The organism is Vreelandella aquamarina, assembly GCF_900110265.1.
In the GTDB taxonomy this organism is placed as follows: Bacteria; Pseudomonadota; Gammaproteobacteria; order Pseudomonadales; family Halomonadaceae; genus Vreelandella; species Vreelandella aquamarina.
Map to the genome: position 1 here is coordinate 17,107 of NZ_FODB01000003.1, position 26,098 is coordinate 43,204.

Below are 26,098 nucleotides of genomic sequence, written 5' to 3' on the forward strand. Positions count from 1 at the left end.
TCTTTACGTTAGCTAACGGTTAACCGTTTTGGTTGATGACGGCTTCAACGACGCTGGAGGGCGCCTCCTCGTACTTCGCGAACTCCATAGAGTAGCTCGCACGGCCCTGGGTCTGTGAGCGCAGATCGGTTGCATAACCGAACATCTCACCCAGTGGCACCGTTGCACGAATGACTTTACCAGAGGAAGAGTCATCCATGCCCTGCACCAGGCCGCGACGACGGTTCAGGTCGCCCATGACGTCACCCATAAACTCTTCGGGGGTCACGACTTCGACCTTCATCACCGGCTCCAGCAGCACGGCCTTGGCCTTCCTGGCACCTTCTTTCACTGCCATAGAAGAAGCAATCTTGAACGCAGTCTCGTTAGAGTCCACGTCATGGTAGGAACCATCAAACAGCGTGACTTTGACGTCGATCATCGGGTAACCCGCGATGACACCATTTTGCAGCTGCTCGAAAGCACCTTTCTCAACCGCAGGTACGTATTCCTTCGGAACCACACCACCTACGATCTCAGAGTTGAACTTGAAGAAGATCTCTTCTTCGCCTTCACCCTTCTCTTCTGCAGTCAGCGGCTCGATACGCAGCCACACGTGACCGTACTGACCACGACCACCGGACTGACGTACGAATTTACCTTCCTGCTCGACGCTGCCACGAATCGTTTCACGGTAGGCAACCTGCGGCTTACCGATGTTCGCTTCTACCTTGAACTCGCGACGCATACGGTCAACGATGATATCCAGGTGCAGCTCGCCCATACCCGAGATGATGGTCTGGCCGGTCTCTTCGTCGGTCTTCACCTGGAAGGAAGGATCTTCCTGGGCCAATTTACCCAGCGCAACACCCATTTTTTCCTGGTCAGCTTTCGACTTAGGCTCTACGGCAACAGAGATAACCGGATCCGGGAACTCCATGCGCTCAAGCACGATCTTGTGATCGATATCACACAGGGTATCACCTGTAGTGACGTCCTTCAGACCGATACAAGCAGCGATGTCGCCTGCGAGTACTTCTTTGATCTCTTCGCGAGAGTTGGCGTGCATCTGAACGATACGACCAACACGCTCTTTCTTCTGCTTAACGGAGTTATAAACACCATCACCAGATTTCAGAACGCCTGAGTAGACGCGAATGAAGGTCAGCGTACCAACGAAGGGGTCGGTGGCGATCTTGAACGCTAGTGCAGCGAACGGAGCGCTATCGTCTGCTTCACGAGTCGCGATGGTGCCGTCTTTGTCGTCCAGCTCACCTTCGATTGCTTTAACTTCTGTCGGCGAGGGCAGATACTCAACAACCGCATCCAGGACTGCTTGAACACCCTTATTCTTAAAGGCAGAACCACAGGTCACTAGAACGATTTCGCTAGCCAGTGTGCGCGCACGAAGGCCTGCTTTGATTTCTTCAATGGTCAGCTCCTCACCTTCGAGGTACTTATCCATCAATTCATCAGAGCCTTCAGCTGCGGCTTCGACCATTTGCTCGCGATATTTTTCGGCAGTCTCTTGTAGCTCAGCAGGAATATCGACAAGCTCATACGAAGTGCCTAAGTCTGCCTCATTCCAGAGGATAGCCTTCATCTCGATCAGGTCGATAACGCCTTTAAAGTCTTCCTCTGTACCCCAGTTAATCTGGATTGGCACAGCGTTAGCACCTAAGCGCTCCTTCAACTGGTCAACAACCATGAAGAAGTCTGCACCGGTACGGTCCATCTTATTGACGAAGACCATACGCGGAACTTCATATTTATTAGCCTGGCGCCATACGGTTTCGGTCTGCGGCTGAACGCCGGAAGAACCGCACAGTACAACCACAGCACCATCAAGAACACGCAAAGAACGCTCAACTTCGACAGTGAAGTCAACGTGCCCAGGGGTGTCGATGATATTAATGCGGTGCTCATCAAACTGGTGATTCATACCTTTCCAGAAGGTAGTAACAGCAGCCGAGGTGATAGTAATACCACGCTCCTGCTCTTGCTCCATCCAGTCAGTAGTCGAAGCACCTTCATGGGTTTCGCCCAGCTTGTGGTTTACGCCAGTGTAAAACAAAACACGTTCTGTCGTGGTTGTCTTACCTGCATCAACGTGGGCAACAATACCCAAGTTGCGATAGCGATTAAGCGGTGTTTTGCGTGCCACGGTGAAGCTCCCGTTAGTTGGCAATGCCCGTTAATTCAGCAGTGTTCATTTTGCTTATCCCACCGCCGCCACCCTCAAAGGTAGCGGCAGTGTGTTGCAGCATGGCGAAAAAACTCTTTAGCGCAGCACAACCAACAAAATCAAACACAAACTCAGAAACGCCGAGTTTAGAAACGATAGTGAGAGAAGGCCTTGTTGGCTTCTGCCATACGGTGCACATCTTCACGCTTCTTAACAGCCGAGCCTTTGCCTTCAGCGGCATCCAGCATTTCACCTGCCAGACGCTGTACCATCGTTTTTTCACCGCGACGACGCGCAGCGTCTACCAGCCAGCGCATAGCCAGCGCTTGGCGACGTGACGGACGAACTTCAACCGGCACCTGATAAGTAGCACCACCCACGCGGCGCGACTTTACTTCGACCATCGGCTGGATGGTTTCCAGCGCCTTGTCGAAGATTTCCAGCGGCTCTTCTTTACTACGCTCGGCAACCTTGTCCAACGCACCATAGACGATGCGCTCAGCTACGGACTTCTTGCCGCTGACCATCAGGTGGTTCATGAACTTCGCCAGACGCTCACTTCCGAACTTGGGATCCGGCAGGATTTCGCGTTTAGCTACAACTCTTCTTCTAGGCATGATAAGCCCTCAATTAAGGATCCTTCAGGTAAACTCGGAACCTGCTTGCGCTCTTGGCGCCGCCCGACCTTACTCTTATCAGACCGTCATATTCGTATTAAGGTAACAACGCCAGCGTCTTAAGACGCTGCAACAAGACGCCTTAGGACTTCGGACGCTTGGTACCGTACTTAGAACGACCCTGCTTACGGTTCTGTACGCCAGAGGTGTCAAGGGCGCCACGAACGGTGTGATAACGCACACCTGGCAAATCCTTTACACGACCGCCGCGAATCAGAACAACAGAGTGCTCCTGGAGGTTGTGACCTTCACCACCGATGTAAGAAGAGACTTCGAAACCGTTGGTCAGGCGCACACGGCAAACCTTACGCAGGGCCGAGTTCGGCTTCTTGGGGGTGGTGGTGTAAACGCGCGTACAAACGCCGCGCTTTTGCGGGCATGCCTGAAGCGCAGGCACGTCACTCTTGGTGACGGGGCGCTTGCGCGGCTTGCGCACTAGCTGATTAATCGTTGCCATGGTGTTTAGCTGACTCCAATGGTTGCCTTGGCCTATTAACAAATACAAGCAGCGGATGCGGGCGCACCCACCCCACTGTTAAAGGCTGCGCATTCTAAAGGCTGCCCCTGCCTGGCGTCAAGCCCTGGCGGTGGTTTACCGCCAGGTTCCTGCCATTCAGGGTCAGCCGCTCTTGGCTGCTCGTGGCCTGTCCTGGGTTACAGATCGTCGTCTGAATCCAGGGCGGTCAACTGAGCACCCAGCTCCTGCTCAACCTCGGTAGCCGAGGGGTTGAACAGACGCTCTACGTCTTCGCGCTTGCGACGACGCTCTGCGTGGTGAGTCAGACCGGTACCTGCCGGAATCAGACGTCCAACTACCACGTTTTCTTTCAGGCCGCGCAGGTAGTCGCGCTTGCCGGTTACCGCTGCTTCGGTCAGTACGCGGGTCGTTTCCTGGAACGACGCCGCCGAAATGAACGATTCGGTGGCCAAGCTGGCCTTGGTGATACCCAGCAGCAAACGTTGATACTTGGCCGGGAACTTGCCTTCTTTCTCCAGGCGCTCGTTCTGCTCCAGTACGCGCACCAGTTCCGCCTGGTCGCCGGTAATGAAGTCAGAGTCGCCGGAATCGGTGATCTCCACCTTGCGCAGCATCTGACGCACGATGACTTCGATGTGCTTGTCGTTGATGCCTACGCCCTGTAGACGATAAACGTCCTGTACTTCGGCGGTGATGTACTTGGCCAGCTCCGCGACACCCAGCAGACGCAGGATATCGTGCGGGTTGCTTGGGCCATCGGAGATCACCTCACCCTTCTCGACCGTCTCGCCTTCGAACACGGCGATTTGACGCCATTTCGGGATCAGCGCCTCGAACGGATCGCCAGACTCAGGCGTAATCGTCAAACGACGCTTACCTTTGGTCTCTTTACCGAAGCTCACCACACCGCTGATTTCCGCCAAAATGGCAGGCTCTTTGGGTTTACGCGCTTCGAACAAGTCAGCCACGCGGGGCAGACCACCGGTGATGTCCTTGTTACCCGACGCCTCGACCGGTATACGCGCAACGACCTCACCTACACCGATGGTCGCACCGTCGTCCACCGAGATGATGGAGTTACCCGGCAGCAGGTACTGAACCGGCGTATTGGAACCGGACACGGATACATACTCACCAGCGGCATCTTTCAGCATCACCATCGGGCGCTTGTCACGACCCGCCATTGGGCGTGCGGCCGACTCGATCACTTCGATGGACGACAGACCGGTCATTTCATCGACGCTGCGGTGCATGGTGACACCCTCGTCGAGATCGATGAACTGCGCCTTACCTTCTACTTCCGCAATGATCGGGTGCGTGTGCGGATCCCACTTAGCCACTACCGCACCGGCATCAACCACGTCGCCGTCACGTACGGAGAGTTCAGCACCATAGGGCAGCTTGTAGTACTCACGCTCACGACCGTGATCGTCGGCAACCGCCAAGGCGCTCGAACGAGAGACCACGACCAGCTTGCCGTCGGCACGTTCAACGTGCTTGATGTTATGCAGGCGCACTTTACCGCCGTGCTTGACCTGAACGCTGTCGACCGCAGACGAACGCGATGCTGCACCACCGATGTGGAACGTACGCATGGTCAGCTGGGTACCCGGCTCACCGATCGACTGTGCGGCGATGACACCTACAGACTCACCGATGTTGACCTGGTGGCCACGGGCAAGGTCACGTCCGTAACAGGCGGAACACACGCCGTGAGCCGTATCACAGGTGATGGTGGAGCGTACGACGATTTCGTCCACGCCCATGGTGTCCAGCGAGGCACACCACTTCTCGTCGAGCAGCGTATTACGCGGAATCAGTACTTCTTCGGTACTCGGATCGACAACATCAATGGCCACAACACGACCCAGTACGCGCTGAGACAGCGGTACGATGATGTCGCCACCCTCGATGATCGGGTGCAGCGTCAGGCCGTTTTCGGTGCCACAGTCGGTCTCGGTAATCACCAAGTCCTGAGCAACGTCTACCAGACGACGAGTCAGGTAACCGGAGTTGGCCGTTTTCAGGGCCGTATCCGCCAGACCTTTACGTGCGCCGTGGGTCGAGATGAAGTACTGAAGTACGTTCAGACCTTCACGGAAGTTCGCCACGATCGGCGTTTCAATGATCGAGCCATCCGGCTTGGCCATCAGGCCACGCATACCCGCCAGCTGGCGAATCTGTGCCGCAGAACCACGGGCACCGGAGTCGGCCATGATGAAGACACTGTTGAAGGAGTCCTGCTCGACTTCATTGCCGTCACGATCAACAACCGTCTCTTTCGAGATGCCGACCATCATCGCCTTGGCGACTTTATCATTCGCCTTGGACCAGATATCGATGACCTTGTTGTACTTCTCGCCTGCGGTTACCAGGCCAGAGGAGAACTGGTCTTCGATCTCTTTGACTTCTGCTTCAGCGGCATCAACGATCTCGGTCTTGGCATCGGGGATAACGAAGTCGTTAACACCGATCGAGGCACCGGACCAGGTCGCCAGACGGAAGCCGGTGTACATCAGCTGGTCAGCGAAGATAACCGTGGGCTTGAGGCCCGCACGACGATACACCTCGTTGATCAGGCTGGAGATCGCCTTCTTCTTCATCGGCTGATCGATCAGCGCGAACGGTACGCCTTCCGGCAGAATGCGGAACAACAGCGCACGACCGACGGTGGTGTCGTAAAGACGGCGGTGCTCGGAGCGCTCGCCAGTCTCTTCGTCGACGTCCACTTCGTCCAGACGCACCTTGACGCGGGCATGCAGCGACACGGACTGTGTGCCGAAGGCGCGCTCTACCTCATTGAGGTCGGAGAACACCATGCCTTCACCCTTGGCGTTGATCTTTTCACGGGTCATGTAGTACAGACCCAGAACAACGTCTTGCGACGGTACGATGATCGGCTCGCCGTTGGCCGGCGACAGCACGTTGTTGGTCGCCATCATCAGCGCACGGGCTTCGAGCTGTGCTTCCAGGGTCAGCGGTACGTGGACCGCCATCTGGTCACCGTCAAAGTCGGCGTTGTAAGCCGCACACACCAGCGGGTGCAGCTGGATCGCCTTACCTTCGATCAGCAGTGGCTCAAACGCCTGGATGCCCAAACGGTGCAGCGTCGGCGCGCGGTTAAGCAGTACCGGGTGTTCGCGGATAACGTCGGCCAGGATGTCCCACACTTCCGGCAGCTCGCGCTCAACCATCTTTTTCGCGGCTTTAATCGTGGATGCATGGCCCAGCGACTGCAGCTTGGAGTAGATGAACGGCTTGAACAGCTCAAGCGCCATTTTCTTCGGCAGACCACACTGGTGCAGACGCAGGGTCGGGCCCACGGTAATGACCGAACGGCCTGAGTAGTCTACGCGCTTACCCAGCAGGTTCTGACGGAAACGACCCTGCTTACCTTTGATCATATCGGCAAGCGATTTCAGCGGGCGCTTGTTAGAGCCGGTAATCGCACGACCACGGCGGCCGTTATCCAGCAGCGCGTCGACCGCTTCCTGGAGCATCCGCTTCTCGTTACGCACGATAATATCCGGTGCGTTAAGATCCAGCAGTCGCTTCAGACGGTTGTTGCGGTTGATCACACGACGGTAAAGGTCGTTAAGATCGGAGGTCGCAAAGCGGCCGCCGTCCAGCGGTACCAACGGACGCAGATCCGGCGGCAGCACGGGCAGCACTTCCATGACCATCCACGCCGGCGCATTGCCGGAGTGGTAGAACGCTTCCAGCAGCTTCAAGCGCTTCGACAGTTTCTTGATCTTGGTTTCAGAGTTGGTCTGCGGAATCTCTTCACGCAGCGTATTGATCTCTTCTTCCAGATCGATATCTTTCAGCAGCTCCTGAACCGCTTCGGCACCCATACGGGCATCGAAGTCGTCACCGAACTCTTCCAGCGCTTCGAAATACTGCTCGTCGTTGAGCAGCTGACCACGCTCCAGCGTGGTCATGCCGGGATCGATGACCACAAAGCTTTCGAAGTACAGCACGCGCTCGATATCACGCAGGGTCATATCGAGGAACATGCCGATACGTGACGGCAGGGATTTCAAAAACCAAATGTGAGCCACCGGCGATGCCAGCTCGATGTGACCCATGCGTTCACGGCGCACGGCCGCCTTGGTCACTTCGACACCACACTTCTCACAGATAATGCCGCGGTGCTTCATGCGCTTATATTTGCCGCACAAGCACTCGTAGTCTTTAACCGGGCCGAAAATCTTGGCACAGAACAGACCATCCCGTTCCGGTTTAAAGGTACGGTAGTTGATGGTCTCAGGCTTCTTCACCTCGCCGAAGGACCAGGAGCGAATCATGTCCGGCGACGCCAGGGTAATCTTGATCGCGTCAAACTCATCGGACTGAGATTGCGATTTGAGTACTTTCACCAAATCTTTCATGGGACGGCTCCTAGCTCTCTAACTCGATATCGATGCCCAGCGAGCGGATTTCCTTCACGAGTACGTTGAAGGATTCCGGCATGCCTGCCTGCATGGTGTGGTCGCCATCCACGATGTTCTTGTACATCTTGGTGCGGCCTTCGACGTCGTCCGACTTGACGGTGAGCATCTCTTGCAGCGTGTACGCGGCGCCATAGGCTTCCAGCGCCCACACTTCCATCTCACCAAAGCGCTGACCACCGAACTGCGCCTTACCACCCAGCGGCTGCTGCGTAACAAGCGAGTAAGAACCGGTAGAACGCGCGTGCATCTTATCGTCTACCAGGTGGTTGAGCTTCAGCATGTACATGTAGCCAACGGTCACCGGACGGTCAAACGCATCGCCGGTACGACCATCGTACAGCGTCATTTGGCCCGACTCCGGAATGTCCGCCAGCTTCAGCAGGTGCTTGATTTCGTGCTCTTTGGCACCGTCGAACACCGGCGTGGCCATCGGCACACCGCCCTTTAGGTTCTTCGCCAGCGCGATGACTTCGTCATCGGTCAGCGAGTCGATATCCTCAACGCGGGTACCGGGCGTGTTATACACCTGACCCAGGAAGTCGCGAATTTCAGCAACCTGCTGACCGCGGGCGTCGCGCAGCATGGCGTCAATCTTGACCCCGAGACCACGTGCCGCCATACCCAGGTGAGTTTCCAGGATCTGACCAACGTTCATACGCGACGGTACGCCCAGCGGGTTCAGCACCACGTCCACCGGCTCGCCCTTCTCGTCGAACGGCATGTCTTCGATGGGCATGATCGCGGAGATAACACCTTTGTTACCGTGACGACCGGCCATCTTGTCACCGGGCTGAATGCGACGCTTGACCGCCATATAGACTTTGACGATTTTCAGCACGCCCGGTGCGAGGTCGTCGCCCTGGGTCAGCTTGCGCTTCTTATCTTCGAAACGCTCGTCCATCTCTTTACGGCGGTTCTCAAGCTGTTCGTCGGCCTGGGCCAGTAGCTCGTTGTAGGCTTCATCCTGCATGCGCAGTTTGAACCACTGCTGACGCGGCAGTTCGTCCAGGTACGCCTCGCTCAGCACGTCGCCTTTCTTCAGGTTCGGGCCGCCATTAACCGCTTGGCCATCCAGCGTACGCTTCAGACGCTCAAAGGTTGCGTCTTCGGCAATACGGTAGGTTTCCTGAAGATCCTTGCGCACTTCGTCCAGCTGCATCTGCTCGATGGAGAGCGCACGGGAGTCTTTCTCAACGCCGTCACGAGTAAACACCTGAACGTCGATAACCGTACCTTTCATGCCGGTCGGGGCACGCAGGGAAGTATCTTTAACGTCAGACGCTTTCTCACCGAAGATGGCACGCAGCAGCTTCTCTTCTGGCGTCAGCTGGGTTTCACCTTTCGGTGTTACCTTACCGACCAGAATGTCACCGGGGCCAACTTCAGCGCCGATGTACACAACGCCCGCCTCGTCCAGTTTACCCAGTGCGGATTCACCGACATTGGGAATATCAGAGGTAATCTCTTCCGGCCCTAACTTGGTGTCGCGAGACACGCAGGTCAGTTCCTGGATGTGGATGGTGGTGAAACGGTCTTCTTGAACCACACGCTCAGAGAGCAGGATGGAGTCCTCGAAGTTGTAGCCGTTCCAGGGCATGAACGCGATGCGCATGTTCTGGCCAAGCGCCAGGTCGCCCATGTCGACAGACGGGCCATCGGCCAGAATATCGCCACGGGCAACGCTGTCACCAGGACGCACGATGGGGCGCTGGTTCATACAGGTATTCTGGTTGGAACGGGTGTACTTGGTCAGGTTGTAGATATCAACGCCAGCTTCACCGCCGATGATTTCATCTTCGTTCACCCGAACCACGACACGACGCGCATCGACGGAGTCGATTACGCCGCCACGACGCGCCACGGCACAGACGCCGGAGTCACGGGCAACGAAACGCTCCATGCCGGTACCGACCAGCGGCTTGTCGGCACGCAGGGTCGGAACGGCCTGACGCTGCATGTTCGCCCCCATCAAGGCGCGGTTGGCATCATCGTGCTCCAGGAACGGGATCAGGGCCGCTGCGACAGATACAACCTGACGCGGAGACACGTCCATCAGCGTCACCTGCTCAGGACGCATAAAGGTGGTCTCACCGCGGTGGCGTACCTGTACCAGGTCATCAATCAGTTTGCCGGACTCGTCAACCGCCGCAGACGCCTGGGCGATAACAAAGTCACCTTCCTCAATCGCTGACAGGTGGACGATATCGTCAGTGACCTGACCGGCATTCACTTTGCGGTACGGTGTTTCCAAGAAGCCGTAGCTATTGGTATGACTGTACGTTGCCAGCGAGTTGATCAGACCGATGTTCGGGCCTTCCGGCGTTTCGATCGGGCACAGGCGGCCATAGTGCGTGGCGTGTACGTCGCGCACTTCGAAGCCTGCACGCTCACGGGTTAGACCACCCGGGCCGAGTGCCGACACACGACGCTTGTGGGTCACCTCGGAGAGCGGGTTGTTCTGGTCCATAAACTGAGACAGCTGGCTGGAGCCGAAGAACTCTTTCACCGCTGCCGCAACTGGCTTGGCGTTGATCAGGTCTTGCGGCATCAGGCCTTCGCTTTCCGCCATGGAAAGACGCTCTTTCACCGCACGCTCGACACGCACCAGACCGACGCGGAACTGGTTCTCGGCCATTTCGCCCACGCAGCGAATACGACGGTTACCCAGGTGATCGATATCGTCCACGTCGCCGAAGCCGTTACGGATATTGATCAACTCACGCAGCACATCCAGGATGTCTTTGCGATCCAGCACGCCGGAGCCCGTGTCACTTTCACGGCGCAGACGGCGGTTGAACTTCATCCGACCAACGCCCGACAGGTCGTAACGGTCTTCGGTGAAGAACAGGTTATGGAACAGCGTCTCGGCAGCCTCTTTGGTAGGCGGCTCGCCTGGGCGCATCATGCGGTAAATCTCTACCAACGCTTCCAGCTGAGAGCCGGTGGTATCCAGCTTCAGAGTGTCGGAAATGAACGAACCGCAGTCGAGGTCGTTGGTGTAGAGGGTTTCGATATGCGTGATACCGCCCTGCGCCATACGCTCGAGGACTTCCGGAGTGATTTCCGTGTTACACGGGCAGATCAGCTCACCGGTTTTGGTATCGATTTGGTCTTTGGCCAGCGTTTTGCCGAACAGATACTCCATCGGCACTTCCAGACGCTCAAGGCCGGCTTTTTCAAGCTGACGAATGTGCTTCTGAGTGATCCGGCGACCCTCTTCGACGATGACGCTGCCTTCGCCATCTTTGATGTCGAACGTGGCCGTTTCACCGCGCAGGCGTGATGGCACCAGCTCCACAAAGAAGCCGGTCTTCTCGATGTGGAATTTGCTGGTTTCGAAGAACTCAGCCAGGATCTCTTCGGTGCTCATACCCAGCGCACGCATCAGTACCGAGGCCGGCAGTTTGCGGCGGCGGTCGATACGCACGAAGACGTTGTCTTTCGGGTCGAACTCGAAGTCGAGCCAAGAGCCACGGTAAGGAATCACGCGAGCAGAGTAGAGCAACTTCCCTGAGGAGTGGCTCTTGCCTTTGTCGTGATCGAAGAACACACCGGGCGAACGGTGGAGCTGAGAAACGATAACCCGCTCAGTGCCGTTGATGACGAAGGTACCGTTCTCGGTCATCAGGGGGATCTCCCCCATGTAGACTTCCTGCTCTTTGATGTCTTTGATGGCCTTGTTCGAAGAGTCGCGATCGTAGATGATCAAGCGAACCTTGACACGCAGCGGAGCGGAGTAGGTCACGCCACGCAGCTGACACTCTTTGACATCGAACGCTGGCGTACCGAAACGGTAGCTCACGTACTCCAGGGCCGCATTGCCGGAGAAGCTCTCGATCGGGAACACGGACTTGAACGCCGCGTGCAGGCCAACCTCGTGGCGCTCGTCGGGCGAACGATCCTGCTGGAGAAAGTCGTAGTAGGAATCAAGCTGGATGGCCAGCAAGTAAGGCACATCCATCACTTGGGGCAGTTTGCCGAAATCCTTGCGGATGCGTTTTTTCTCAGTATATGAGTAAGCCATCTGTATTCCCCAGCTTGTTCACCATGGGTGACCGATGCGTGGTCATCTGCCCCGCGGGCGTTTCAGACGCAGACAGCAAGCTCCTAAATCGGTAGCTCGCCGTCAAAAATCTTGATAGATAACAGTGTTACAGTAGTGCTGTTCGCGCTTTGCTGTCGCTTGCTAGCATCACTCGCGCTTCACAACTTACGCGTTACAACAACGTACGCTTCACAACAACGGTCTTACTGTTTTGCTGCTTTTTACCGCAGCGCTTCTGCTGTTGCCTTGCAGCATACTACAACAGAAAAAGGCCGGCAGCGGGATAGCCCGCCGCCAGCCGTGGAAGCTTACGCAGCGCGTAAAGCCATCAGCACAAGGATTACTTGAGCTCGACGGTTGCGCCCGCTTCTTCCAGCTTCTTCTTAGCTGCTTCAGCGTCGTCTTTAGACATCGCTTCTTTGATGGTCGCCGGCGCGCCGTCAACGGCACCTTTGGCTTCTTTCAGGCCAAGACCGGTGATTTCACGAACAGCTTTGATGACGTTAACTTTCTTGTCACCAGCAGAAGCCAGTACCAGATCAAATTCAGTCTGCTCTTCAGCAGCTGCTTCGCCGCCGCCAGCCGGGCCAGCCATAACGGCTGCCGCTGCAGAAACGCCGAATTTCTCTTCCATTGCTTCGATCAGCTCAACAACTTCCATTACGGACATGTCGGCTACAGCATTGATGATATCGTCTTTGGACAGTGCCATTGTTTCATTCCTAACTTTGCGGGAGTCTCGGTCAGCCGAGGACTCGGGGTTCATTGCTTGGTTCAGGCAGCGTACCGATCACATCGTTCACGCCGCCTGCAAGAAACACTGCTTAGGCAGCTTCGGCTTCTTGCTTCTGGTCGCGCAGGGCGGCCAGAGTACGAACCAGCTTGCCAGCGGAGGCTTCTTTCATTACCGACATCAACTTGGCAATTGCCTCGTCGTAAGTCGGCAGGGTTGCCAGACGATCGATGTCAGCAGCCGGAATCAGCTCACCTTCGTAGGCCAACGCCTTAACTTCGAAGTTCTTCTCGTCTTTAGCGAACTCTTTGAACAGACGAGCAGCAGCGCCCGGGTGTTCAGTAGAGAAAGCCAACAGAGTAGGACCAACAAAGCTCTCGTTCAGACACTCCCACTGAGTGCCTTCGAGTGCGCGGCGAGCCAGCGTGTTACGAACAACACGAAGCTCTACACCGTTTTCGCGGGCCTGCTTACGCAGATCGGTCATTTTGCTGACCGTAACACCACGAGAATCGGCAACTACGACGGAGAGTGCGCCCTTGGCCGCTTCACTGACCTCGGCAACAATCGCTTTCTTGCCTTCAAGTGCTAGTGGCACAGTGATCACTCCTTCGTGCCGGAACCCATCAAGGCTCCGGTGGTTACCATCTCTTCCAAGGCATACTGCTGGCCTTGGAAGCCTTAGGGGATGGTGCTCACCAGAAAGCGGCTTGCGAAAAGCGTTAACCAACTGGCGGCCACACCATCTGCGCAGGCGCTCTAGGGCGATTAAGCCGCCCAATCTTCAAAAGACAAGGCGGCACCTGCGGTCTTTGACGGCGCCTCGCTCGACTAACTACCTAGCGAGGGACCGCAAAGTTCTTGCTCGGCACTTACTAAAACCTGCCGACGACTCGCTTATACCAGCGCAGAGTGGTCGATGGTCAAACCCGGGCCCATGGTAGTGGACAGGGTAATTTTCTTAAAGTAGACGCCTTTGGAGGAGCTCGGCTTGAGCTTCTTCAGGTCAGCTACCAGTGCTTCCAAGTTGCCCTGAACGGACACCGCGTCAAAACCCACTTTACCCAGGGTAGTGTGGATGATGCCGTTTTTGTCGGTACGGAAACGCACCTGACCCGCTTTGGCGTTCTTGACCGCAGTTGCCACGTCGGGCGTTACGGTGCCCACTTTCGGGTTCGGCATCAGGCCACGCGGACCAAGAATCTGACCCAGCTGACCCACAACGCGCATTGCATCCGGAGAAGCAATGACCACGTCGAAGTCCATCTGGCCTTTTTTGACTTGCTCAGCCAGATCGTCCATGCCCACGATGTCAGCACCGGCTTCTTTAGCAGCGTCGGCATTCGCACCCTGGGTGAAGACGGCTACGCGTACGTCTTTGCCGGTACCGTTAGGCATAACGGTGGCGCCACGCACAACCTGGTCAGATTTACGCGGGTCAACGCCAAGGTTGATCGCCACGTCCAGAGACTCTTTGAACTTAACGGTAGACAGCTCGGAAAGCAGCGCAACCGCTTCTTCCAGAGAGTACGCTTTGTTCGGGTCTACTTTCTCGCGAATCACTTTCGCGCGCTTAGACAATTTAGCCATGATCAGAGACCCTCCACGTTTAAGCCCATGCTACGAGCGCTGCCAGCGATGGTGCGCACCGCGGCGTCGAGATCAGCCGCCGTTATATCCGGCTCTTTGGTTTTGGCGATCTCTTCGAGCTGCTCGCGAGTCACGGTACCGACTTTCTTCTTGTTCGGCTCACCAGAACCGGACTTGATGCCGGCTGCTTTCTTGAGCAGAACGGCGGCCGGCGGTGTTTTGGTGACGAACGTGAAGCTACGGTCAGAGTAGACAGTGATCACGACAGGCGTCGGCAGGCCCGGCTCAATCTCTTGAGTCGCAGCGTTGAACGCCTTACAGAATTCCATAATATTCACGCCGTGCTGACCCAGCGCGGGGCCTACGGGCGGACTCGGGTTGGCTTTACCTGCAGCAACCTGCAGTTTGATATAAGCCTGTACTTTCTTGGCCATGGTAAATACTCCAGTTGGGTGATAGCGCCTGACGGCTCCCCGGTACGCGCAAAGCAGCGCTGGGCTGCTTTACATGAATCCAGACTGGCGCGCATAGGACACCAGCCTGCAACATTTTGAGATTACTCTTTTTCAACCTGCGAGAATTCGAGTTCCACAGGCGTTGCTCGCCCAAAGATCAGCACGCTGACCTGCAGGCGGCTCTTGTCATAGTTCACCTCTTCAACGACACCGTTGAAGTCAGCAAACGGACCATCGATGACACGGACGGACTGACCCGGCTCGAACATGGTCTTGGGACGCGGCTTGTCGGTACCATCTTTGACACGACGCAAGATCGCCTCTGCTTCGCGTGAGGTAATCGCAGCGGGCTTCTCTTTGGTGCCGCCAATGAACCCCATGACACGCGGCGTCTCATTCACCAGGTGCCAAGTTTCATCATCCATTTCCATCTCGACTAACACGTAGCCCGGATAGAACTTACGCTCACTCTTGCGACGCTTGCCGTCACGCATCTCAACCACTTCTTCCGTCGGCACCAGGATCTCGCCAAAGCGATCTTCCATGCCGTACATCTTCACACGCTCGATAAGCGAGCGCATGACATGCTTTTCGAAGCCGGAATAAGCGTGGACGACGTACCAACGTTTGGACATGAATGCTCCTAACCAATGACGCCGGACATCGCCCAGCCAAGAAGAGTATCGATCAACCACAGCATCAGACCCACCACCAGCACAGCTACCAGCACAATGGCGGTTGTCTGAATGGTTTCAGGACGGGTCGGCCATACAACGCGCTGAATCTCTTTCTTGGCGCTTATGGCAAGCTCAACTAAATCGCGACCTTTTGTGGTTGTTAAGGCGATCAAACCAGCAAGCGCACACAACACCACCACACCCAAGACGCGGTAGAGCAGACCAATATCGGCGAAATAGGTATTACCAACGACTGCAACGACAAGCAGCGCCACAACCGCCGCCCACTTGAGCCCGTCATGGCGCGTCCGTTGCACCTCTGCGCCATGTTTTACGGAACTAGGCTTCATAAAAACGAGACTCCTAAGGGTGCAGCGAGCGACAAAGGAATTCTAGAAAAGACATACCAACCTGGGGAAGGCTGGCAGGCCAGGAGGGAATCGAACCCCCAACCTGCGGTTTTGGAGACCGCTGCTCTGCCAATTGAGCTACTGGCCTGTATCGTCATGCGCGCAAGCAAACGCCTACGCAACAGCGGGCGCCATAATAGCGGAGAAACCTCCGCCTGACAACCCTTACTTTCACCCCCAAACCACCGGAGGGCAGAGACAAAAAAAAAGCGAGCATCGCTCGCTTTTTCCGCAATATGGAGCTCATGGACGGAATTGAACCGTCGACCTCACCCTTACCAAGGGTGTGCTCTACCCCTGAGCTACATGAGCCAAACACATCAAACTGGAGCGGGCGGCGGGAATCGAACCCGCACCATCAGCTTGGAAGGCTGAGGTTCTACCATTGAACTACGCCCGCCGAACTTGCCTATAGAATGACAATCCGCTGCACGAGTAACAGTAGCTAATGCCCGCTTACCGGCGTTTCATTCCCAGACGCTGACTAGCTCAACGCCTGCTCAATCTGGTGGAGAGGGAAGGATTCGAACCTTCGAAGCTTTCGCGGCAGATTTACAGTCTGCTCCCTTTGGCCACTCGGGAACCTCTCCAGCTGTGGCGGCACATTATGCCAGCCTCCAAAACGGTGTCAAGCCTGCAAACTCTTTATTTATCAAAGCCTGCTGGATGCAACGCCTTCTCAAGCGCAGCTTCCGCTCTGGAACGCGCTGCATTCTGTCAAAGCAGCATCGAGAATGCAAGGCCTGCGCGAATTTTTTCTAATGATACCGGCTCTGGAACCCGAGGAGCACCTGACATCTTGCCCGCCCGTTCGGCAAAGGTGAGCGGAAAACTGGCCTCAAGCCCGCCATATACCATATCGGGCCATACCGCATGGGGCACCTGCACACCGCGGGAAACGACTCTGGCATCACCACCGGTGAGCAGCACTGGTAGCGCCACCCCCTGCTGGTCACACACTTCGCTATAGATACGGTTAATCGCACTGACGGCCGCCATATAGATACCGTGATTCACCGCATCCACCGTGCGCCGCCCTGGCTCTAGCAATGCATCGGCTTCGCTTTCCGGGTCGATGGCGACGTTGCGCGTCCCTAGCTTCAGGCTCTCTTTCATGAGCCGCAGGCCGGGAATAATGAAACCACCCAGGTGCACACCGCCAGGTAGTACGAAGTCAATGGTAATGGCGCTACCGCAATCCACCGCGCAGCAACCACCCGCCAGCTGGTAGCCCGCCAGCGCCCCCATCCAGCGGTCAACGCCCAACCGGCCCGGCTCTTCATAACCATTGACCACGCCGAGCGCTTCTGGCGTTGAGCGCGCCACATAAACGTGACGCACCTGACGGCGTAGCAACGTCACAGTCTCATCCAGCACAGCGGCCCTGGCTACACTGGATATCCGCACGGCTTCGACGACATCCAGGTCGGGAATATCCGCCCCCGGGCGCCACTCTTCCCGTGTCCACACGGCACCTCGCGAGCGGATCTCACTGCTCTCGGCATCTTTAAGCCGCCATTTCGACAGCGTGTTGCCGATATCCAAATCCAAAATCATAGGCGCCTACGTACGCTGATCTCACCGCCCGATAGGCGTCGCGAGTGACCGTTTTCAGTAACCCACAGGTTACCACTCTCATCCACATCTCCCGCCACAGCATCGCTTGAGCGCTCACCTTGAATCACTCGGATGGGTAGGCCTGCATAAGCATGGCGCTGATTCCACGCATCGAGCCAAGGCGCAAAGCCACTGTTTTCAAAGCCCGCCAGCATACCCAACAGCCCCGACACCATATCGGCAGCCAACTGGTTGCGGGAAATACCTGCCTTGGCATCAAACAGCGCCGCCACCGGCTGGTCAATGGTGGCCCGCAGGCTATCCGGTAGCGACAGGTTCATGCCCATGCCTATCACTACTTCACAAGGGCCTGCCGCATCACCGGTCACTTCAATCAAAATACCGGCTAACTTACCAAGCTCGCTGCCCTGCTCGGCTAGTAGCACATCGTTCGGCCACTTTAGTTTGGGCGATACGCCATACTGCTCAAGCACCTGAGAGACCACCACACCCACCGCCAGGCTTAACCCCTCCAGAGCATTGATACCTGATTCGAAGCGCCAGCCCATTGACACCATGAGGCTCTGCCCCCAGGGCGTCGACCACACCCGGCCACGGCGGCCACGCCCAGCCGTTTGCAGCTCGACGAAGCAGACCTCGCCATGCCCTGCCCCTTGAGAGAAGCGCTCGCGCAGGTATTCGTTGCTTGAAGGAAGCTGATCTTCCACGAACAGTCGCGCCAGCAGGTGGCGGGCATCGGCGGGCAGCCGCTCGACGATTTTGGCGCCATCCAGCGGCTCTAACGGGTGAGCCAACCGGTAGCCACGCCCTTTCACAGCGACCAGCTCTACGCCCAGCGCCTCTAATTTTTTTAGCTGTTTCCACACGGCGGCTCGGGAAACGCCCAGCGCTTCGCCTAATTGTTCACCGGAATGAACCTCGCCATCGCTTAACAAACGCATCAGGTTACCGATGGTCATGTGCTTGCCCCAACTGGGAAAACGCCTATCTTAACGGAAGCGCCACAACAGCGAAAACTGCCGCGTTTAGGTTATTGACTTGCTGCTTTATTTAAGACAGCGCTGGTAGTGGACCACCCCCAGACCCTATAATGCCGCCCTATTTTTCCAGCAGGATCGCGTCGTGATCGAGAATCTTCGCAACATTGCCATCATCGCCCACGTTGACCACGGTAAAACTACCTTGGTAGACAAACTGTTAAGCCAGTCCGGCACGCTCGACCGTAAGGCCGAAGGCCAAGAGCGTATCATGGACTCTAATGACCAGGAGAAGGAGCGTGGTATTACCATCCTGGCCAAAAACACCGCTATTCAGTGGCAGGATGGTAATGGTACGGGCTACCACATCAACATCGTGGACACCCCTGGGCACGCCGACTTCGGTGGCGAAGTTGAGCGTGTTATGTCCATGGTGGACTCGGTTCTGCTGCTGGTTGACGCCGTAGACGGCCCGATGCCGCAAACCCGCTTCGTGACACAAAAAGCCTTCTCCCAGGGCCTGAAGCCGATCGTGGTGGTTAACAAAATCGACCGCCCCGGTGCACGCCCTGATTGGGTTATCGACCAGATTTTTGATCTGTTCGACAACCTGGGTGCCACTGACGAACAGCTCGATTTCCCGATTATCTACTGCTCGGCGCTGAACGGTATTGCTGGTATGGATCCGGAAGCGCTGGCCGACAACATGGATCCGATGTTCCAAGCGATTGTGGACATCGTTGAGCCACCGAAAGTTGAAGTAGATGGCCCCTTCCAGATGCAGATTTCTGCCCTGGACTACAACAGCTACGTCGGCGTTATCGGTCTTGGCCGCATTAAGCGCGGTTCTGTGAAGCCTAACCAGCAGATTTCAGTCATCAGTGTTGATGGTACGACTCGGAAAGGCAAAATCGGTCAGGTCATGACCCACATGGGCCTTGAGCGAGTTCAAACCACCGAAGCCACCGCTGGCGATATCGTATGCATCACGGGCATCGAAGACCTGGCCATCTCCGACACTCTGTGTGACCCGAGCGCCGTTGAAGCGCTGCCGCCGCTGTCTGTTGATGAGCCGACCGTTTCTATGACCTTCCAGGTCAACGACTCGCCGTTCGCGGGTAAAGATGGCAAGTTCGTCACCAGCCGTAACATCAAAGATCGCCTGGATCAGGAGCTGATTCACAACGTCGCCCTGCGCGTCGAGCAAGGCGAAACGCCCGAGAAGTTCAAAGTCTCTGGCCGTGGCGAACTGCACCTGTCGGTACTGATCGAAACCATGCGTCGTGAAGGCTTCGAGCTGGCCGTTGGCCGTCCGGAAGTTATCATCAAAGAGATCGACGGTGTTAAGCAAGAGCCCTACGAAGAAGTCATCATCGACTGTGAAGAACAGCACCAGGGCTCCATCATGGAGGAGCTTGGCTACCGTAAAGGTGAGATGACCAACATGAACCCGGATGGTAAAGGCCGAGTTCGTTTGGACTTCATTATCCCGGCGCGTGGCTTGATCGGTTTCCGTGGCCAGTTCCTGACGCTAACTTCCGGCACCGGCATCCTGACCAGCCGTTTTGACCACTACGGCCCGCTGAAGCCCGATGCGTCTATCGAGCGTCGTAACGGCGTGCTGGTGTCTATGGTAGGCGGTAAAGCGCTGGCTTACGCACTGTACGCCCTTCAGGAGCGCGGCAAGCTCATCATCGACCACGCGACCGAAGTGTACGAGGGCATGCTGATCGGTATTAACAACCGTGCCAACGACATGGTGGTGAACCCGACCAAGGGTAAAAAGCTCGATAACATGCGCTCTACCGGTAACGATGAGAACATCGTTCTAACGCCGCCGATCAAGTTTACCCTTGAGCAAGCCATCGAGTTCCTGGACTCCGATGAGCTGGTAGAAGTCACGCCCAGCCACATCCGCCTGCGCAAGAAGCACCTGACCGAAAACGAGCGTAAGCGCGCTAGCAAAAAGTAAGCTAACCCCGCCTCATTCACGAGGGCGCTGATTGAGCGGTCTGAAGGTACTGGCTGTTGGCATTGCTTATCAGGATTCGCATCTTCAGCGCGAGTGGCTGTTGAGTAATGCCAAAACGCTGGAATTTTCCCGCTTTCTTATAGCTCTTTGGAATCAATTGCGGCCGTCCAAGCAGCCGCGACAGCGTGGCTTGAGACGGCCGGTCCTGGACCAGGGGCGTCATGCCGCGTGCATCGCCGTTGCATGAGGGCGTCCAGATGGATAGGCTTTCACCCATAGCGGATGGCTCTCTTGGTTCAGGTTCTTGGCGGAACACACTGAATTTTCAAGAGAATACCATTCGCTATCTTCGTTATCAGGCCGGCCTCATGAATAAGCCGGGCTTAATCTGGAACCGTCGCGCCAAAAACACAAGCAACGGTTTCTAACGCTCGTGGTTTTCTGACGCCGACGCGTCGAGTCGCTCTGCCAAGCGCTTCTGGCGGCGCTTGTTGCGGTACATACGCACCAGCGCAATGACCAGTGCACACGCCACCATAGCGGCCAGCACACCGCCCTGCCAGGGGCGTGCGGCGTCGCCGAGGACGGTTTCGAGGGTAATGATGAGCGCCAGGCCAAGTGCCTGGGTACCTATGGCCAGGGCGCGCAGGGTGTCAAAAGAGGATTGCGGCATCGACATCTCCGTCATGTGAAGCGTGCATGGTATGGTTGCCCAGTGTACCTGCTTATCGGAACGACTATGAATGCCATTGCTCTCGGTCCACTGCTGATTTCCACTCCCCGCCTCTATGCGTTTGGCTGTGCACTGCTGCTTTTATTAAGCAGCCGCTTCCTGCTGGGGCTGTCTACCAAGCAGCATGGCCGCTGGTTTAATGGCTTGCTGGTGGTGTGGCTATTAGCAGCGCGCGTCACGTTTGTGGCCTTCAACTGGGAGAGCTACAGCGCCACCCCACTCGACGCCCTGAAGGTATGGCAACCGGGCTATCACGCGCTTGGTGGGCTACTTGCCGGTTTACTGTGGACCGCCTGGACGCTGCGTGCACGTCTGCTGGCGATGATCGGCGGACTCGCCATGACGGTGGGGGCCGTTAGCCTCTGGTTAGTGTTGGTCACGCTGGCCCCGCTAGGCCAGCAATTTGCCGTGGCATCGCTGCCCGACGTCACCCTGGAAGATCTCGATGGAAACGCGGTTAGTCTCTCCTCGCTGACGAATCAAGATGAGCTCATTATCGTGAATTTATGGGCCACCTGGTGTCCCCCCTGCCTGCGTGAAATGCCGCTGCTGGAAGAGGCCGACCAGCGCGAGGGCGTTACTGTCGTGGTGGCCAATCAGGGCGAGGACTTACTACCTATCGCACGCTACCTAGACGAGCAGTCGCTGAGCTTTCGCTACCCGTTGCGCGACCCACAGCAAACCCTAATGGCCCAGTTTCAAGCCCCAGGCCTCCCCACTACTGTGCTATTTGACCAGACAGGCAAGACGCTGGACGTTCATGTGGGAGAGCTCACTCGAGCGCAGTTAGAGCGCTGGTTAAGCGATTGACCACGATAGACCTTAATACCCCCGCTGCTTTGCGTTAGAATCCCCCGCCCTGTTTGCCACTGGTGACCTGCCCAGCGGCGCACGACCGATTTTGACGACTTCCTCGAGGCATCATGAGCGATTTTTCTCCCGGCCAGCGCTGGATTAGCGACGGCGAGGCTGAGCTTGGACTCGGCACCGTGCTTAACTGCGACGCCCGTAGCGTTACCATCTTGTTCAGTGCCAGCCAGGAAACCCGCACCTACAACACCCGTCAAGCACCGCTCACCCGCGTCATGTTCGGCAGCGGCGACCGCGTGCTCTCTGCCGACGGCTGGCAGATGATCGTTGATGACAGCAAAGAGACCCGCGGCCTGATCACCTACATTGGTGAAGATAGCGAAGGCAACCTGCGCGAACTGCCTGAGGCGAAGCTGGCCGACACCATGCAGTTTGACCAAGCCCGTGACCGCCTGCTGACCGGTCAGGTAGACCGTAACGACTGGTTTGATCTGCGCTTTCGTACGTTGCACCACTATCAGCGCATTGAGCAGCACAGCGCGCTGGGCTTTGCTGGGCCGCGTATTGATCTCATTCCCCACCAGCTCTATATCGCCGACGAAGTGGCCGGACGCCATGCGCCGCGGGTACTGCTGGCCGACGAGGTAGGCCTGGGCAAAACCATTGAAGCGGGCTTGATTCTCCACCGCCTGCTGCTGGCAGGCCGGGTAGAGCGCGCGCTGATTCTGGTGCCCGACAGCCTGACCCACCAGTGGCTGGTAGAGCTGCTGCGCCGTTTCTCACTAAACGTGACACTGCTGGACGAGCACCAGAGCCAAGCCCACGGCAGCACCAACCCGTTCGAGAGCGCCCAGCTCGTGCTGGCCAGCCAAGGCTGGCTGTTCGCCAACATTCATCGCCAGGACCAAGCCCTGGCCAGCCGCTTCGACCTGCTGATTGTCGATGAAGCGCATCACCTGGACTGGAGCCCAGAAAGCAGCGGCCCCGGCTACCAGTGCGTGGAACAGCTCGCCTCTGAGATCCCGGGCTTGCTGCTGCTCACCGCCACGCCAGAACAGATGGGGCTGGAGAGCCACTTCGCGCGCCTGCGCCTGCTGGATGCCGAGCGCTACCACGATATCGAGCGCTTCAAAGAGGAGGAGCAGCACTACGTGGCGGTGGCCGAGGCCATCGATGCTCTCGAGGAACTGCCCCAGACCGCGAGCGCCCGTGAACGCGTCGCCGCCGTAGCCGACGACCGAGATAGCCAAGCGCTGCTCGCCACGCTGTGCCACCCAGAGGCAAGCCCTGAGCAGCAGGACGCCGCCCGCGCCCAGCTGCGCGATGCGCTGTTAGACCGCCATGGCACCGGCCGCGTGATGTTCCGCAACAGCCGCCGTCACGTAGGCGGCTTCCCCGAGCGACGCCTGCATCAGGCATCACTGGAACTGCCGTCGGCTTACCGCCGCGTGCTGCGCCGCCTGGAGCGCGACGACGACTACCTGGACGAGCTGCTGATCGAAACCGGCATGGACCACCCGGATGTACTGATCTACCCGGACGCCATGTACCGCGAGTTAAGCAACGATCCGCTGAACACCGAGTCCTGGTGGCATATCGACCCACGCGTCAACTGGCTGCTGGAAAAACTCAGCGACGACAGTGAATCCGGCTTTGCCAACGACAAAGTGCTGGTGATTGCCCACCATCGCGAAACCGCCGAAGGGCTCGCGGAGGGCCTGCGGGTCTTGGGCGGCTACCATGCGCCGGTCTTCCACGAAGGCCTGTCACTGATAGAGCGCGACCGGGCCGCCGCCGCGTTTGCCGATGAAGAGGATGGCTGCCAGGTGTTGGTGTGTTCTGAGATTGGCTCCGAAGGGCGTAACTTCCAATTCTGCCGCCACCTGGTGATGTTTGACATGCCGCAGCATCCCGACCAGCTAGAGCAGCGCATTGGCCGTCTGGATCGGATCGGCCAGCGCCACGCCATCGAGCTGCACGTGCCCAACTTCACCGGCAGCCCCGGCGAGCGCTTGCTGCGCTGGTACCACGAAGGCATGGACGCGTTCAGCGCGCCCCATGGGGTGGGCAGCGACCTGTTCGATGCCTTTGGCGATGCCCTGGCCGAGGCGCTGCTCGACGATGAAGCGCTCGACGAGATTATCGAAGAGACGCGCGAGATGTTCACTGCCAAGCTCGCCGAGCGGGATGCGGGTCGCAACCGCCTGCTGGAGCTTAATGCTTGCCGCCCAGCACGAGCACAGCAGGTGATTGAGGCGGTACGCGAGCTGGACGAGGACCCGGCACTGCCCCGCTACGTGGAGCGCGCGCTGGATATCTTCGGCGTCGATAGCCAGGAGATCGGCAATGGCCTGCTCTACCTTCAGCCCAGCCAGCACATGCTGGATGGCCTGCCGGGGCTGGTCAAAGGCGAAGAGGGCTTTTCCGCCACCTATAGCCGCGCTCAGGCGCTGGCACGGGATGATGTTCAGCGGCTCTCCTGGGAGCACCCGCTGCTGCGCGAAATGATGGGCCGCATTCTCGACGGCACCATGGGCAACACGGCGCTGGCGCTGCTGCGCCACCCAGCGATCCCCAGCGGGCGCTTAATGGCGGAACTGGTGTTCCGCACCCACTGCCCGGCACCCAAATCGCTGCACCTGAACCGCTTTTTGCCACCCACCGCCGTGCGGGTACTGTTGGATGAATCAGGGGCTAACCTGACCAGCAAGATCTCCTTCACCGGGCTGGGCAAAAATCTGCAGAAGGTGAACAAGTCGCTGGCGCGGGACTTGATCAAAAGCCGCCATGACCAGTTACGCGAACTCCTCACCCAAGGGGAAGGCGAAGCCGAACGGGAGCTGCCGAGCATTGTTGAGGCCGCTGAAACCCGTATGCGTGCCCAACTGGATGCCGAACTGGCCCGCCTGACGGCGCTGGCAGAGCACAATCCGGCAGTACGCAGCGAAGAGCTGGAAGCGCTGAAACAGGAGCGCCAAGCACTGAGCAACGCGATTGAGAATACCCGCCTGCGGCTTGACTCCGTACGGGTCATTATCACCGTCGACCCGAACGCTTAAACCAGGCAAGTACCCGCTGGTGGCGCTATAAAATCGCCGCCAGCGCTTGCTTCAGCGTCGGGTATTGGAAATGAAAGCCTGCCTCGCTCAAGCGTGCCGGGCGCATATCCGCACCGGTAAGCAGCAGTTGCGACATCTCCCCAAAGCCCGCTTTCAGCACAAAAGCGGGCACCGGAAACATGGCCGGACGATGTAACTGCTTAGCCAGCGTTTGGGTAAATTCAGCGTTGGTCACTGGGTGGGGCGCGCTGCCGTTAAAGGCACCTGACAAGGTCGGCTCGTTGATCAGAAACATAATCGCCGCTACCAAGTCATCCCGGTGAATCCAGGGCATAAACTGTGTGCCATCGCCAAATCGCCCGCCTAATCCCAGCTTGAACGGTGGCAGCATTTTCTGCAGCGTACCGCCTCCCGCCTCTAGCACTAAGCCAATCCGTAAAACTGCTAGCCTAACCCCCATGGCTTCAATCGGTTTTGCCGCGGCTTCCCATTGGGCGCAGAGCCGATGGGCGAACTCATCATGAGGGGACGTGGATTCATCCACCACTTTGCTGCCCTGATCACCGTAATAGCCCATGGCCGAACCGCTCACCATCACTTTCGGTAAGGGCTGACCATTGGCCGCCAGCTGCTCACAGAGCGCAATCAGCTGCTGAGTACTTTCCACCCGTGAACGAATCAGCCGCTCTTTCTGCTCGGCGCTCCAGCGCTTTGCCGCGATGGACTCCCCCGCTAGGTTTACCAACGCATCCGGCGGTGTATCCACAAAGGCTTGGGCACTATCACGGATATCGCATGCCTTGGGTAGTTTTCCCCGCACGTCGTGGGGCGTGCGAGATACCACCTGTACATCGTGCCCCTGGGCAATGAGCTGTTGGCAGAGCCGTTGGCCTACAAAGCCGCTTCCCCCGGTAATTAATACCCGCATGGTGTCACTCCTTTGGCGTTGGACGTCACTTGCGCCAGCGTAGTCGCCACTACTGATCCATCAGATGGTTGATATCAAAAAGTGGTCACCGCACCGTCGCGCACGTTGCATAGCGCTTAATTGTACAATATTTATACATAACTGCTACAATAAATTTAGTTGAGCACTACCTTACTCGCGAGGATTTATGGCTGAACCGGCAAGTGTAACCTTCACTCCCTCCACCGCGCCCACCTTTGCGAGCAAAGTTGCCGACTGAACAGTATGGCCACTTCGATCATGTGGTGATCAGCGCGCCGCCTCCCCAGGCAAAAGCGCTGCGGGCAGTCAGTCATTCTTATACAGCGAGCGCGGTTTA

At 57.4% G+C, this 26,098-nt stretch carries 19 protein-coding genes and 4 tRNA genes; 3 read left to right on the forward strand and 20 right to left on the reverse strand.

Features of this window, described 5'->3' with window-relative positions; genetic code table 11:
- Positions 1-19: 19 nt before the first annotated feature.
- From fusA to BMY49_RS01385, 17 genes are all read right to left on the reverse strand, one after another.
- The gene (gene fusA, locus BMY49_RS01305; protein ID WP_062362755.1) at positions 20-2,143 is read right to left on the reverse strand and encodes an elongation factor G; all 2,124 of its coding nucleotides are present in this window, start codon (positions 2,141-2,143) and stop codon (positions 20-22) included.
- A gap of 167 nt (positions 2,144-2,310) precedes the next feature.
- The gene (rpsG, locus tag BMY49_RS01310) at positions 2,311-2,781 is read right to left on the reverse strand and encodes a 30S ribosomal protein S7 (RefSeq protein WP_016915771.1); all 471 of its coding nucleotides are present in this window, start codon (positions 2,779-2,781) and stop codon (positions 2,311-2,313) included.
- A 142-nt stretch (positions 2,782-2,923) separates the two neighbouring features.
- On the reverse strand, positions 2,924-3,298 hold the full coding sequence (gene rpsL / locus BMY49_RS01315) for a 30S ribosomal protein S12 (RefSeq protein WP_009098973.1): 375 nt from the start codon (positions 3,296-3,298) through the stop codon (positions 2,924-2,926).
- 197 nt (positions 3,299-3,495) lie between these two features.
- Positions 3,496-7,710, reverse strand: a complete 4,215-nt coding sequence (gene rpoC, locus BMY49_RS01320; protein WP_062373722.1) for a DNA-directed RNA polymerase subunit beta' — start codon at positions 7,708-7,710, stop codon at positions 3,496-3,498.
- A 10-nt stretch (positions 7,711-7,720) separates the two neighbouring features.
- A complete protein-coding gene (rpoB, locus tag BMY49_RS01325; protein ID WP_074211189.1) occupies positions 7,721-11,797 on the reverse strand; it encodes a DNA-directed RNA polymerase subunit beta in 4,077 nt (1,358 codons plus the stop codon).
- A gap of 361 nt (positions 11,798-12,158) precedes the next feature.
- A complete protein-coding gene (rplL, locus tag BMY49_RS01330; protein WP_054640897.1) occupies positions 12,159-12,530 on the reverse strand; it encodes a 50S ribosomal protein L7/L12 in 372 nt (123 codons plus the stop codon).
- Positions 12,531-12,642: 112 nt separating this feature from the next.
- The gene (gene rplJ, locus BMY49_RS01335; protein ID WP_044628843.1) at positions 12,643-13,149 is read right to left on the reverse strand and encodes a 50S ribosomal protein L10; all 507 of its coding nucleotides are present in this window, start codon (positions 13,147-13,149) and stop codon (positions 12,643-12,645) included.
- A gap of 299 nt (positions 13,150-13,448) precedes the next feature.
- Entirely contained in the window at positions 13,449-14,141 is a 693-nt protein-coding gene (rplA, locus tag BMY49_RS01340; protein WP_089674588.1) for a 50S ribosomal protein L1, read from the reverse strand.
- A gap of 2 nt (positions 14,142-14,143) precedes the next feature.
- A complete protein-coding gene (gene rplK / locus BMY49_RS01345) occupies positions 14,144-14,575 on the reverse strand; it encodes a 50S ribosomal protein L11 (RefSeq protein ID WP_044628845.1) in 432 nt (143 codons plus the stop codon).
- A 122-nt stretch (positions 14,576-14,697) separates the two neighbouring features.
- Positions 14,698-15,231 carry a transcription termination/antitermination protein NusG gene (gene nusG / locus BMY49_RS01350; protein ID WP_062362764.1) on the reverse strand — a complete coding sequence of 178 codons (534 nt, stop codon included), beginning with the start codon at positions 15,229-15,231 and terminating at the stop codon, positions 14,698-14,700.
- Positions 15,232-15,239: 8 nt separating this feature from the next.
- Complete coding sequence (gene secE, locus BMY49_RS01355; protein ID WP_044628847.1) at positions 15,240-15,623, reverse strand: preprotein translocase subunit SecE; 384 nt, start codon at positions 15,621-15,623, stop codon at positions 15,240-15,242.
- A 72-nt stretch (positions 15,624-15,695) separates the two neighbouring features.
- Positions 15,696-15,771, reverse strand: a tRNA-Trp gene (locus BMY49_RS01360).
- A gap of 149 nt (positions 15,772-15,920) precedes the next feature.
- Positions 15,921-15,995 (reverse strand) — tRNA-Thr (locus BMY49_RS01365).
- A 14-nt stretch (positions 15,996-16,009) separates the two neighbouring features.
- A tRNA-Gly gene (locus BMY49_RS01370) sits at positions 16,010-16,083 on the reverse strand.
- Between the two features lie 106 nt (positions 16,084-16,189).
- Positions 16,190-16,273 (reverse strand) — tRNA-Tyr (locus BMY49_RS01375).
- A gap of 127 nt (positions 16,274-16,400) precedes the next feature.
- Positions 16,401-17,240 carry a type III pantothenate kinase gene (locus tag BMY49_RS01380; RefSeq protein ID WP_054644986.1) on the reverse strand — a complete coding sequence of 280 codons (840 nt, stop codon included), beginning with the start codon at positions 17,238-17,240 and terminating at the stop codon, positions 16,401-16,403.
- Positions 17,237-18,220 carry a biotin--[acetyl-CoA-carboxylase] ligase gene (locus BMY49_RS01385; RefSeq protein ID WP_044628849.1) on the reverse strand — a complete coding sequence of 328 codons (984 nt, stop codon included), beginning with the start codon at positions 18,218-18,220 and terminating at the stop codon, positions 17,237-17,239. The genes BMY49_RS01380 and BMY49_RS01385 overlap by 4 nt, the downstream gene beginning before the upstream one ends.
- A 163-nt stretch (positions 18,221-18,383) precedes the next feature.
- Here BMY49_RS01385 and typA point away from each other — a divergent pair, with 163 nt between their 5' ends.
- Positions 18,384-20,210 carry a translational GTPase TypA gene (gene typA / locus BMY49_RS01390; RefSeq protein ID WP_044628850.1) on the forward strand — a complete coding sequence of 609 codons (1,827 nt, stop codon included), beginning with the start codon at positions 18,384-18,386 and terminating at the stop codon, positions 20,208-20,210.
- Between the two features lie 16 nt (positions 20,211-20,226).
- Here typA and BMY49_RS01395 read toward each other — a convergent pair whose 3' ends face one another.
- Positions 20,227-20,487, reverse strand: coding sequence for a hypothetical protein (locus BMY49_RS01395; RefSeq protein ID WP_062373733.1), 261 nt, complete (start codon positions 20,485-20,487; stop codon positions 20,227-20,229).
- 147 nt (positions 20,488-20,634) lie between these two features.
- Positions 20,635-20,883 carry a hypothetical protein gene (locus tag BMY49_RS01400; RefSeq protein WP_058579851.1) on the reverse strand — a complete coding sequence of 83 codons (249 nt, stop codon included), beginning with the start codon at positions 20,881-20,883 and terminating at the stop codon, positions 20,635-20,637.
- Between the two features lie 66 nt (positions 20,884-20,949).
- On the opposite strand from BMY49_RS01400, the gene BMY49_RS01405 reads away from it, so the two are divergent.
- Positions 20,950-21,753, forward strand: coding sequence for a TlpA family protein disulfide reductase (locus BMY49_RS01405; protein WP_062363398.1), 804 nt, complete (start codon positions 20,950-20,952; stop codon positions 21,751-21,753).
- Positions 21,754-21,866: 113 nt separating this feature from the next.
- Positions 21,867-24,812, forward strand: coding sequence for an RNA polymerase-associated protein RapA (gene rapA / locus BMY49_RS01410; RefSeq protein WP_089674590.1), 2,946 nt, complete (start codon positions 21,867-21,869; stop codon positions 24,810-24,812).
- Between the two features lie 25 nt (positions 24,813-24,837).
- Here rapA and BMY49_RS01415 read toward each other — a convergent pair whose 3' ends face one another.
- On the reverse strand, positions 24,838-25,740 hold the full coding sequence (locus BMY49_RS01415) for a TIGR01777 family oxidoreductase (RefSeq protein WP_089674592.1): 903 nt from the start codon (positions 25,738-25,740) through the stop codon (positions 24,838-24,840).
- Positions 25,741-26,098 lie beyond the last annotated feature (358 nt).

Bases quoted from the DNA above. Each gene is read 5' to 3' on its own strand.
- rpsG (WP_016915771.1), bottom strand. From the start codon at position 2,781: ATGCCTAGAAGAAGAGTTGTAGCTAAACGCGAAATCCTGCCGGATCCC.
- rpsL (WP_009098973.1), bottom strand. From the start codon at position 3,298: ATGGCAACGATTAATCAGCTAGTGCGCAAGCCGCGCAAGCGCCCCGTC.
- rpoC (WP_062373722.1), bottom strand. From the start codon at position 7,710: ATGAAAGATTTGGTGAAAGTACTCAAATCGCAATCTCAGTCCGATGAG.
- rpoB (WP_074211189.1), bottom strand. From the start codon at position 11,797: ATGGCTTACTCATATACTGAGAAAAAACGCATCCGCAAGGATTTCGGC.
- rplL (WP_054640897.1), bottom strand. From the start codon at position 12,530: ATGGCACTGTCCAAAGACGATATCATCAATGCTGTAGCCGACATGTCC.
- rplA (WP_089674588.1), bottom strand. From the start codon at position 14,141: ATGGCTAAATTGTCTAAGCGCGCGAAAGTGATTCGCGAGAAAGTAGAC.
- rplK (WP_044628845.1), bottom strand. From the start codon at position 14,575: ATGGCCAAGAAAGTACAGGCTTATATCAAACTGCAGGTTGCTGCAGGT.
- nusG (WP_062362764.1), bottom strand. From the start codon at position 15,231: ATGTCCAAACGTTGGTACGTCGTCCACGCTTATTCCGGCTTCGAAAAG.
- secE (WP_044628847.1), bottom strand. From the start codon at position 15,623: ATGAAGCCTAGTTCCGTAAAACATGGCGCAGAGGTGCAACGGACGCGC.
- BMY49_RS01380 (WP_054644986.1), bottom strand. From the start codon at position 17,240: ATGATTTTGGATTTGGATATCGGCAACACGCTGTCGAAATGGCGGCTT.
- BMY49_RS01385 (WP_044628849.1), bottom strand. From the start codon at position 18,220: ATGACCATCGGTAACCTGATGCGTTTGTTAAGCGATGGCGAGGTTCAT.
- BMY49_RS01395 (WP_062373733.1), bottom strand. From the start codon at position 20,487: ATGGGTGAAAGCCTATCCATCTGGACGCCCTCATGCAACGGCGATGCA.
- BMY49_RS01400 (WP_058579851.1), bottom strand. From the start codon at position 20,883: ATGCCGCAATCCTCTTTTGACACCCTGCGCGCCCTGGCCATAGGTACC.
- BMY49_RS01405 (WP_062363398.1), top strand. From the start codon at position 20,950: ATGAATGCCATTGCTCTCGGTCCACTGCTGATTTCCACTCCCCGCCTC.
- rapA (WP_089674590.1), top strand. From the start codon at position 21,867: ATGAGCGATTTTTCTCCCGGCCAGCGCTGGATTAGCGACGGCGAGGCT.
- BMY49_RS01415 (WP_089674592.1), bottom strand. From the start codon at position 25,740: ATGCGGGTATTAATTACCGGGGGAAGCGGCTTTGTAGGCCAACGGCTC.